Here is a 10607-nt window from a genome sequence, read left to right as displayed (position 1 = left end):
GGGGTCAAGGCCCACTTTCGATGTCGGTGGCCCCTGCCTTCTCGAGTTCGCCCCGGCGCCGATCGGCAAAGACCTCGCCGTAGGCGACGGCAGAGGCGCGCGGGGTGCCGTCCGCATCAGTCCAGGTGAAGCCTTAGCTCTGCATCGTGGTCGTCACACCGGCATGCGGGTGGGGATCACCGGCCACCGCGGCCTCGACGAGCAGACCGAGAAACGCGTCCGCGCCCTGCTGACCGAAACCGTTCACACCTACGGCCCGGGTGAGCTGGTCGGCGTCTCTTGCCCCGCCGACGGCCCCGGCTCCTGGTTCGCCGCAACCGTCCTCGACCACGGCGGCCGCATCGAAGCCGTCATCCCCCGCCACCGCCTACCGCGACAGCCTGCCCACCCGGCACCACCCCACCTACGACCACCTGCTCCAGCTCGCCGCCGTCGTGCACGAGACCGGCCTGACCGCCTCCGACTCTCACGCCCACATGGCGGGCAGCGAGATCCTCGTCGGCCTCGTCGACGAGCTGATAGCCGTGTGGGACAGCGAGCCGGCCCGGGGGCTACGGCGGCACCGCGGGCGTCGTAGCCTGTGCGAAACGCCAGAGCTTTCCCGTGCGGGTCGTGTGGCCCGAGGGAGCAGCCCGCTGACTCGGTCAGACCCCCGGTTCCCCGGGTACAGGCGGGTGCACGGTGGTTGTTACGGTCACTGACCGTGACAGAACCCCTTCCCGAGTTCCCGTATCACCCCGACCCGCTGGCCACCGGCTCCGTGGCGGTCTCCGACGCGGCCTGCGCGTGCTGCGGCCGGGCGCGCGGCTACGTCTACACGGGCCCTGTCTACGCCGCCGGGGAACCCGGCCGGTTGTGCCCGTGGTGCATCGCGGACGGCAGCGCCGCCCGCAGGTACGAGGCTCACTTCACCGCAGACGTGGCAGGCGACGAGGTCACCAGGGACGTGCTGGTGGCTGTCGCCGAGCGGACACTGGGCTTCACCGCCTGGCAGGACGGGCAGTGGCTGGTGCACTGCGGCGACGCAGCTGCCTTCCTCGGCAGGGCGGGAGTCAGAGAGTTGACCGGCTACCCGGACGCGCTGGACAGCCTGCGGCAGGACATCGACGCCTGGGGCTGGCCGGACGACCAGGTCGACGACTTCCTCGGCTCCCTGGACAGCGGCGGTCAGCCGACCGCCTATCTCTTCCGATGCCGGACCTGTGCAGCCCATCTCGCCTATGCGGATTTCACGTAGTCCCTCGTCGGCAGATCCACCGGACAGTGCAGTGGTCCGACTCGCCGAGCCGGACCACCGGACGATGGGTTGACCGGGAGCGGGAGTGGTTCGGCGGTTCAGTGGAACGCACGGCGCCTGAAGGCGTGTCCGCTGCTGGTGAGATACCGGTCTTCGGTGCTGTGCCGGAAGCGGGGGCGCAGCGGCAGGCCGTGGCGGCCGGTGGTGGCGGTCATCGTTGTGAGGGGCCATGGCGTTGTCAGCTCTCTGTCGAAGGGGTGGCGGTGCGCTGGGAGACGGCGAGGACGAGAGGGGGGATGATGCGCCTGGCCCGCACCGTCCGAGGAGCACACATGACACCCGTCCTGCACACCGAACAACTCACCTTCCGCCCCTACCGACCCGAGGACGAGGACCACTTCGTGAAGGAGGCCTACGGCATGGTCGGCGCCGACAACGCGGCCAGCCTCGCCATGTGCCGCCGCCTGGGCTTCAGGCCCGTGCGCGACGTGGTCGACGCGACGGCAACGTGACCAAGCTGATGGTCATCACGACGACGGAACCGGACTGACCAGGGCGGCGACGGCCGTAAGCAATGCAGCGGCGGACCCGGCCGCGACGACCGCCACCAGGAGCCGGGTAGGTCCGCCCGCCACTCAGGAGAAGTCCGCCGCGGTCATCCCGTCGGAGTGGCCGGCCGGCCACTCCACCAGTTCGATCCGGTACCCGTCCGGGTCCGTGAGCCACGAGGTCTTCGGGCCCGCGGGACCGCCCGGACTCAGGACGGGCCCCGGGGCCAGACCGGCTCCGGCCAGCGCCTCCAGGGTGCCGGCCAAACCGTCCACCTGGACCGCGAGGTGGTCGACCCCGCTGCCCACGTCGACGGTTCCGTCAGCAGAACGGTGGACCAGCTCCAGCGAAGCCGCCGTCTCCTCGGGGAACTTCAGGATCACCAGGCGGCTCCCGTCGCCCGCCTCGACCCGGCCCAGCACGCCGTAGCCGAGGGCGGTGTAGAAGCGCAGGGAGCGCTCCAGATCGGTGACGCGGTACGAGACGAAGAGCGTCCTCACGCCGCCTCCCCGGCCCGGCGCACCCGGTAGCGGAGGTGCGTGACGTCCCGGTCCTCGAGCCGCCGGACGAGTTCGAGCTCGGTGTGCTCACCACCGAGGTGCTCGAACAGCCGCCGGCCGCCTCCGAGGAGGACCGGCACCAGATGGATCTCCATCTCGTCCAGCTGCCCGGCCCGCAGCAGCGCCTGTGCCGCCCCCGCACCGTGCACCATGACGGGCCGGTCCCCGGCGGCGGCGCGCGCCAGCCGAGCGCACTCGTCGACGTCGGTGACGAACCGCGCGTGGCCGGGTGGCTCGTCCCCGTCGTCCACGTGGTGGGTGAGGACGAAGATGGGCACGCCGTCGTGATGGTCGCCCTGCCAGCGCCGGGCGAGCTCGAAGGTCCGCCGGCCGGAGATCAGCGCGCCGGTCGCCAGCGCCTCGCGGTAGACCTGGCCGCTCGGCCCGTCGGACTCCCGGTCGTCGAGCCAGTCGAAGAGCCGTCCACCGTCCCGCCCCAGCTCCTGACCTGGCCGGTCGTCCGGTCCGGCGATGAACCCGTCGAGCGACATCGACATGTACAGCCGAATCGGGTGGGGCATCGTGGACTCCCTCGCTCCGCCACGCCTCCGGCCCCGCGGCCCCTGCTCGGCCGACGCCAGGTGCGTGTACAGGGGAGACTGCCGACGACCGGCGAACTCATCGCACCGGCACACCGAGGAGGGTGTCACCGAAGGGCGCGAGGACTCGCTCAGCGCTCGAAGACCGCCGTCGCCAAGGGCACCGCCAGCAGCATACTGAGCCCGACCAGCGGGAGCCGGTCCAGCCACAGGACGGCGGCGAACTCGCGCAGGGTCGCGGAGAGCCAGTACGCGGGGGAGGTCGGCGCACCGATGACGTCGACGGGGACGCCGGCGCGGCGGGCCAGCAGGGTGGTGCGGTAGACGTGGAAGCCGCTGGTGACCACCGTGGCCCGGTGGCCGGGACCGTCGCGCTCCATGAGGGCCCCGCTGAAGCGGAGGTTCTGCCTGGTGTTGACGGAGCGGTCCTCCCGCACGATCCGGTCGGAGGACACTCCGCGGGCGCGCAGGTAGTCGGCCATGGCGTCCGCCTCGGAGACGACCTCGTCGTAGCCCTGCCCGCCCGAGACGACGAACGTCACAGGATCCGTGTCCGGTACGTCGGGCGCGTCGACCGCGAGGGCGCGCTCCAGCCTGCGCCGCAGCAACGGACCGGGCCGGTCGCCTTCGAGCCCGGCGCCCAGGACGACGACATGGGTGGACCCCGGAGGCGGGGTGCTGCGCCCCCGGACGATCACGTACCCGATGAAGACGAGGAAGAGCAGCGAGAGGTACCCCGCGGCCGCGTTCACCGCGACCATGAGCCCACCCGCCACCTCGCCGCCGACCGCGTACAGGACGGCGTCGAGGCCGAGCACCGCCAGCACCGCGCAGCCGGCGGCGCCGGTGGCGAGCAACGGCGTCTGCGGCCCGTAGCGCCGGACCAGGAGGACGGCGTCGACCAGCAGGAGCAGGCCCAGCGCGAGCGCCCCGAGCAGCGCGAGGGCGGCGAGCACGGTGGCGACGGTGTGGTGGGTCTGCGCGCTGCGGGCGGACACACCGAGTCCGGCAGACGTCACCGCGAGGCAGAACAGGACCGCGGTGGAGAACCGGTGCGGCGCCAGCACGGCATGCACGAGGCCGCCCGCGGCGAACACCGCCGCGGCAAGGTACTCCGGGTGCTCCGGCACGTCCCGCACCACTCCGCTCTCCCACCCGCGGGGCCCCTGGGCCCGCCCCCGCCCGCCTGTCGCCGCCTGCGCGTTCCCGGGCTCGCGCAGCGCGGCGGACCTGGTGCGGACGGCCGCCCGACATCCTCGCAGACCGGCCGCGACGCGCCGTAGGCGGGCGTACGTTGCCGCCATCGACGGAGACCGGCATACGCCGTCGCCCGGGACCGGCATACGCCCGTCGCACGGGTCAGATGCGCAAGGAGCGCAGCGCCTCAGCGACGGCGTAGATGCCCAGCCGGCTGTCGCGGACCTCCCTGACCAGGTCCGACAGGGCGCCGTACGGCGGGTCGATGCCTTCGCCGGACTGGCCCATGTCGGCGGCCACGAAGGCGGCGAAGAGACTGTTGCGATGGGGGAGCAGAACGGCCGTGTGCAGGAGCGCGGCCGGCCCCGCACGCGGGCGCGCTGCGCTACACCGGCCGGACAATTCCACTCGCCCGCGACGCCGCCGGCCGTTGGCGCCGCCCGGCAGCCCCGAGCCGGCCAGTGCCGACATCCTCGCACCAGGCGCTCCACCACGCCTCTACGGCCTCTTATCAGTTTGCTTGCTGGGTGTGGTCGAGTGGTGTGGGCGTTGCGGTCGGAGGGCGGAGGGCGGGCGGTGGTGGGGCTCGCCGAGGTGGAAGGCGCGGCGGAACGCCAACCCTCCCACTGTGGGGATGAACGCGAACACGGTCGCGTCCAGTGCTGCCTGCGACCACGGCAGTCCTGCCTGCCAGTGCCGCAGGCCCAGGAACATCACGAATCCCATCGCATAAGCGGCCACTACACGCCCGGCAAAGCCCCACCTCGTCATGCCTGGCGTCTATCCGCTCTCCCTGCCTCTTTGAGCGTCCATCTTCATGGTCCGCTGCTTCCCGGCCATGAATGCGGAGCATCCCAGACAGCACCGCCGCGACCGCGGCGCGGCGCCCGGCCTTCCGATTGGAGTGCTCCGGCTGCGTCTGTTCCCAGCCGATCTCGGAGTGCGGCAGGGCGCATCCGGAGCCGGGCGACGGTCTGCTTGGGTGCGCGCGTGGTGCCGGCGGTGTCCAGGCCTGTCCCTGGACGAGGCTTACGGGTGGCTGTGGCGCCTGTGTGCTGCGCGTTCTACGCGGCCTGGTCCCAGCTGTCCTGGAGCTGGTCGTGGTCGGGCGCCGACAGGGCGGCCTTCTCATGGGCGCGCAGCAGGGCCCAGGCCGGGATGGTCAGGCAGGTGAGGTACCAGGGCAGGGGCCACGTCGCTTCCCACCATGGTGTCCGGGGGCTGGCGATGAGGTCGGTGGCGGCGGTGGTCATGCCGGCGGCGAGGCTCCAGCACAGCAGGCGTCCGGCCTGCTGGACGGCGCGGGTGGTCCGGCGCGTGGTGGGGGAGCGGTGGTGTAGGGGGCTGGAGCAGGGCATGTGTCTGCCCGGTGCGGTCATCGGGGGAACGTCCTTCACGGCAGGGGCGGTTGCCGCGGGCTGAGGGCCACGCATGCAGGACGGGGAAAGTGTGCATGGCGTGAAGGTGTGCAGGCAGGAGCTCCTCGTGCCTGCCGCTTCCTCTGAGACAACTTGTGCCTCCCTTGCTTTCCCGTCGTGACCGGCGAGGACATCTGCTGGGTGCTGCGCGGGCGATGGGCGAGGCAGGTCTGAACCTGGCCGAAAGAGACGGGTTGCTGACCTCCCGTTTCGCAAGAGGTGCCCAGGTCACAAGGTTTCAGTCAAGGTGTCCCTTTGCTTTGGTAACGGATCCGTCAATTCCTCCCGTCTCTGCCCGTGGTTGGGGTGGCAACGGCCGGTTTTGTCCCGCCTGAACGGCGGGGCTGATTCCAGTCCGCATGCAGATGATGTTCCAGGGGACGCCGCGCCGGTTTGTGTGCTTCCTGTGACAGCTTGTGCGTCACCGGTGACCGTTGTGGTCGCTGGTTCTGACTGCCCGTCTGACTTCCTGTGGGGGGAAGCTGATGCACTCGCGTGCTGCGCGCACGCCCATGTGGCGTGCCCGGAGAACACACAGAACCGCTCTGACCGCGGCGATCACCACGGCCGCCGTGGTGATCGCCGCGGCTCCCGGCCTGGCGGCGACGCCGAAGCCCCAGTTGCCGGAGCCGGAGAGCCCGTGGACGAAGCCGACCAAGGTGGAGGCTCCCGCGACGCCGGCCGGTTCGGTCAAGGCCCCGGATTCGGAGGCGGAAGCGAAGCCGTCGGCCGAGGTCGCGGCCTGGCGAGCGGCCCAGAAGGCCCGCGCCACCGGCGAAAGCTCCGACAAGTCCTCGGCGTCCCGCTCAACGGCTGCCGCCGCAGCGACCGACTACCTGCCCGAGGGGCAGGGCGAGGTGCCCTGGCACCAGATCCTCGACACCCGCCTGAACGACGCCCTGGTGGCGCGGGTGAACCTCTCCAACGGCAACCTGATGCTCGCCGCCACCGACTTCGACATCGCCGGCGTTGGGCAGAAACTCCAGCTCGCCCGCACCTACAACTCCCTCGAAGCCCCTTGGGGCAAGGTCTCCCAGCGCTGGTGGCAGGCGTACGAGCGCTACCTGCAGGTGGGCGAAGACGAGGTCGACGTCTTCGACGCCACCGGCAACCTGCTGCGCTTCACCGCCAAGGCCGATGGCACCTACACCACGCCGGCCGGCTACTCGAAGGACCTGAAGAAGAACGCGGACGGCACCTACACCCTCACCGACCGCAAGTCCGGCACCAAGGACACCTACAACCAGCACGGCACCCTGCTCAAGGTGACGGACAGGAACAAGGGCACGATCACCGTCGACCAGCACGACGAGGGCAGCGAGCACAAGGGTTTCAAGCTGACCGAGACCCGCTCCGGCCGCTGGATCGACCTGGTCAAGACCTACCCGAACCAGTGGCAGGCCAAGGACCACACCGGCCGCACCGCCGTCTTCGACCTCGACGCGGCCGGCAACATCGCCAAGGCCACCGACACCGCCGGCAAGGCCACCACCTACGAATACGACGGCTCCCGACGGGTGACGAAGGTGACCACCCCCGAAGGGACGGTCACCCAGTTCACCTACGACGCCCACAACCGCGTCACCTCCATGCAGCGGCTCACCGGTTCCACCGGCCCGACATGGCGCTACGACTACTCGGCGGCCACCCCTGCGGACGCGGGCACGACGACGCTCACCGACCCAGACGGCGACGAGACGATCTACACGCACAACGCCGACGGTGAGGTCACCAAGGTCACCGACCCGCTGGGGCACTCCCGGCACTCGACGTACAAGAACCACCTGACCCAGACCGCGATCGACGCGATGGGCACCGGCACGGACGGCACCGGCGGCAACACCACGACCTACGGCTGGGACGGCCGCAACAACGCCGTCTCCCAGAAGCTGCCGATGGGCGCGACGGCATCCGTGTCGGCCTATCAGACGGTCGCCGGCACGGACCTGCCCAACGACTTCACCACCGCGGACGGCCGCAAGGACTCCTTCAAGTACGACGCCAACGGCAACACGATGTCGGTGACCACCTCGGGTACGGCGGGTGCGACCCGGGAGTACACCTACAACGAGGCCACCCCCAAGTGCGGCGGCTTCGAGGGCCAGCGCTGCACCGCCAAGGACGGCAACGGCAAGGTCACCTCCTTCACCTACGACGACCACGGCAACCTGTGGAAGGTGAAGCCGCCGGCGCCACTGGGCGAGACGACCTACACCTACGACGCGCTGGGCCGGGTGGAGACGGTCAAGGACGGCCGCGGCATCACCACCGTCTACGGCTACGACACCCGCGACCGCGTCCGCGAGGTCTCCTCGACGAACTCCACCGTCACCTACACCTACGACGGTGACGGCAACGTCACCACCCGCACCGACGCCTCCGGCACCACCACCTGGGAGTACGACGACCTCAACCGCGAAAAGCGCCGCACCCTGCAGAACGGCGCCCAGACCGCCCTCGCCTACACCCCCGGCGGCGACGTCGACTACTACACCGACCCCACCGGGACGACGGACTACACCTGGGACAAGGCCGGCCGCCTGGACTACCTGACCGCCCCGGACGGCAAGAAGACCGACTTCGACTACGACAACAACGACAAGCGCACCAAGACCGTCTACCCCGGCGGCACCACCCAGACCGTCACCATCGACAACAACGGCCGCCCGCAGGCCATCAAGACCACCTCCGGCACCCAGACCTTCGTCGACCTGACCTACAGCTACGCCAGTGCGGGCAAGGACACCACCAAGATCCGCACCCGCACCGACAACCTCACGAACCTCAAGACCAGCTATACCTACGACTCCCAGGACCGGCTCTCCTACGCCCTCGAAGCTGACTCGGCCGGCGTGCGGAAGGCGTCGTGGCTGTACTGCTTCGACAAGGCCGGCAACCTCACCAGCCAGGACGGCAGCAAGAACGCCTGCCCCGGCGGCACCACGTACACGTACAACGACGCCAGCGAGCTGAGCGGCAAGAACGGCTCCACCACGGGCTGGTCCTACGACAAGCTCGGCAACGAAACCGCCGGCGCGAGCGCCACCGCCCGCACGAACGAATCCTGGACCGACTACAGCCAGCTCGCCGGCATCACCGCGAGCGGCAAGACCTACGACCTGGTCCACGCCGGAACCAGCAACGCCGAGCGAACCAAGCTGGGTTCGACCTGGTTCCACCACACCGCCCTCGGCCTCGCCTCTACCACCACGAACGGCGTGGACACCGGGTTCATCCGCGAGCCGGCGGGCACGCTGAACTCCATGACGACTGGGGGGAAGTCCTACTACTACCTCACCGACGCCACCGGCAACGTCCTCGGCCTCGCCGACGACGCGGGTAAGCGCACCCACACCTACGCCTACGGTCCGACGGGTGTGCCGAGGACGACGCCGAGCGAGGCAGTGCCCCAGCCGTACCGGTACGCGGGTGCGTACGCCGACCCGACCGGCCTGTACAAGATGGGTGCGCGCTACTACGACCCCACGCTCGGCCGCTTCACCCAGCCCGACCCCTCGGGCCAGGAAACCAACCCCTACCTCTACGCCGAAGGCGACCCCATCAATCGTACCGATCCGAGCGGGCTATTCAGCCTGGGCGACGCTATCGGGCTCACATTGGGTACTGCCGTCACAGTTGCCGCAACTGTGGTCACTGGAAACCCGTGGATCGGCGGCGCCATCGGTGGATGCGTAGGCGGCATGGTTGGTCAATCAATTGCTGGCGGCGACGCCACAGATATCGGAATCGGATGTGCTGCGGGCGCTGCTTTCGGCGCTGTCGGCGGAGGCGCTGGAGGGACGATCCTAAAGTCAGTCGGAAAAGGATAGCAACAGCTAGTTGTGCTGTTGGGGCCCTCGCGTCGGGTATTGCGAGGGCCCCATCCCATGAGGAGAAATCTGTGACTGCAGCGGGAATTGCCGTCGTGGCGAGTATAGCTTTCGTAGGGATAGTGGCCGTGGTTTTCCCGAGATTGTTCTTTGATATTTCGCTCAAACTGAGTAGCAATCGATCTCCGCAACCCGGTCACCGTAGCATTCAGGTAGTTCAGGTATGCGGTGCAGTAGTGGCTGTTATCTCCCTATCTCTGATCTTGGTGGACTATGTGCGCCGATGAGGAGCTGGGTGGGAAGTGCTTCTGGCGCACCAGCGAATCGGACTTGATCCGGTGGTGCCCATAGCCGGCAGCCCGGGAGTCGCTGGTCAGAGCAATTGGGCTGCCTGGAAGTTCTGATTCTCGCTTCTGACGGAGCAGTTTGAAGGATCGACGGAGCCAGGGCTGGAGGCCTTCCCGGCCTGGCTTCGCATACGGACGGAATCGGCATAGTGAATTGCCCAGAGGAGGGGCGCATGAAGAGTTTGAGCCGGGAACTTTCAGCCATTATCGGTGTGTCCGCGTCCTGGGGGATCATTATCTTCATCGGCACCTTGGTGTTCACGGAAGCAAGCGTAGGACGGTCGGCTTCCAGCGGACTCGGCGCGGCCATCATGTGGCTCGTCATTATCTTTTGCTGGCGTGCTGTGAGGGCGGGTGTGCGTTCCAGGCGTCCAAAAAGATGACTGCAGGAATCTCAAGAGCATGGGAAGATAGGTGTGTCGAGATTCCTGGTTGCGATAGAAGAAAGGTTCTAATTGATGGGGAACTTAGGTGGCGCCGAACTTGTAGTGATTGTCGGCTTCCTCCTCATCGTTGCCGTTTCGGTCGTAGCGATCGTCTACACGATTCAACGCCGTAACAGGAGTTGAGTCGCACACGGCAACCTCAAACGGGCACATAAGGCTCATGGGAACTTCGGAGGAACAGTTATGGTTCCACGAATGAGGCCCTGCTCCGTCTGCGGTGCCCCGGTGGCCACCGCTCGTGCCGTGGTGTTCCCCGACGCCGGACCGCGCTGCTGGGATCACGGCGTGGCGGTCCGCCGGCGCCACCGGCAACGTCCTCGGCCTCGCCGACGACACCGGCAAGCGCACCCACACCTACGCGTACGGTCCGACAGGGCTGCCCCGCGGCACCACCGCCGAGACCGTCCCGCAGCCGTACCGGTACGCGGGTGCGTACGCCGACCCGACCGGCCTGTACAAGATGGGCCACCGCTACTACGACCCC

8 protein-coding genes and 2 pseudogenes are annotated in these 10607 nt (G+C 68.9%); 5 read left to right on the top strand and 5 right to left on the bottom strand.

Annotation, left to right across the window (positions count from 1 at the left end; all coding sequences use genetic code 11):
* Positions 1-163: 163 nt before the first annotated feature.
* The 3 genes and pseudogenes from JHAT_RS35670 (at position 164) to JHAT_RS32685 (ending at position 1749) form a co-directional block, all read left to right on the top strand.
* A pseudogene (locus JHAT_RS35670) lies at positions 164-639 on the top strand (hypothetical protein).
* A 64-nt stretch (positions 640-703) separates the two neighbouring features.
* Positions 704-1237, top strand: coding sequence for a CbrC family protein (locus JHAT_RS32690; RefSeq protein ID WP_077801901.1), 534 nt, complete (start codon positions 704-706; stop codon positions 1235-1237).
* A 332-nt stretch (positions 1238-1569) separates the two neighbouring features.
* Positions 1570-1749: a hypothetical protein gene (locus tag JHAT_RS32685; protein WP_253195686.1), complete on the top strand. Its 180-nt coding sequence runs from the start codon at positions 1570-1572 to the stop codon at positions 1747-1749.
* 123 nt (positions 1750-1872) lie between these two features.
* Here JHAT_RS32685 and JHAT_RS32680 read toward each other — a convergent pair whose 3' ends face one another.
* The 5 genes and pseudogenes from JHAT_RS32680 to JHAT_RS32660 form a co-directional block, all read right to left on the bottom strand.
* A complete protein-coding gene (locus JHAT_RS32680; RefSeq protein WP_077801900.1) occupies positions 1873-2286 on the bottom strand; it encodes a VOC family protein in 414 nt (137 codons plus the stop codon).
* Entirely contained in the window at positions 2283-2867 is a 585-nt protein-coding gene (locus JHAT_RS32675) for a dihydrofolate reductase family protein (RefSeq protein ID WP_077801899.1), read from the bottom strand. Before JHAT_RS32675 ends, JHAT_RS32680 begins: the two co-directional genes overlap by 4 nt.
* Before the next feature lie 149 nt (positions 2868-3016).
* Entirely contained in the window at positions 3017-4015 is a 999-nt protein-coding gene (locus JHAT_RS32670; RefSeq protein WP_171991171.1) for a YdcF family protein, read from the bottom strand.
* Between the two features lie 229 nt (positions 4016-4244).
* A pseudogene (locus tag JHAT_RS32665) lies at positions 4245-4442 on the bottom strand (toxin Doc); the annotation flags it as partial.
* A gap of 704 nt (positions 4443-5146) precedes the next feature.
* On the bottom strand, positions 5147-5461 hold the full coding sequence (locus JHAT_RS32660; protein ID WP_077801897.1) for a hypothetical protein: 315 nt from the start codon (positions 5459-5461) through the stop codon (positions 5147-5149).
* Positions 5462-6012: 551 nt separating this feature from the next.
* On the opposite strand from JHAT_RS32660, the gene JHAT_RS32655 reads away from it, so the two are divergent.
* Together JHAT_RS32655 and JHAT_RS32650 are read left to right on the top strand one after the other, a co-directional pair.
* On the top strand, positions 6013-9330 hold the full coding sequence (locus JHAT_RS32655) for an RHS repeat-associated core domain-containing protein (protein ID WP_077801896.1): 3318 nt from the start codon (positions 6013-6015) through the stop codon (positions 9328-9330).
* A gap of 1031 nt (positions 9331-10361) precedes the next feature.
* On the top strand, positions 10362-10607 hold a 246-nt coding region (locus JHAT_RS32650; protein ID WP_143660580.1), incomplete at its 3' end, for a hypothetical protein.

This window comes from Streptomyces sp. JHA26, assembly GCF_002005565.1.
Taxonomy (GTDB): domain Bacteria; phylum Actinomycetota; class Actinomycetes; order Streptomycetales; family Streptomycetaceae; genus Streptomyces.
This window is presented reverse-complemented; position numbering and strand designations above follow the sequence as displayed.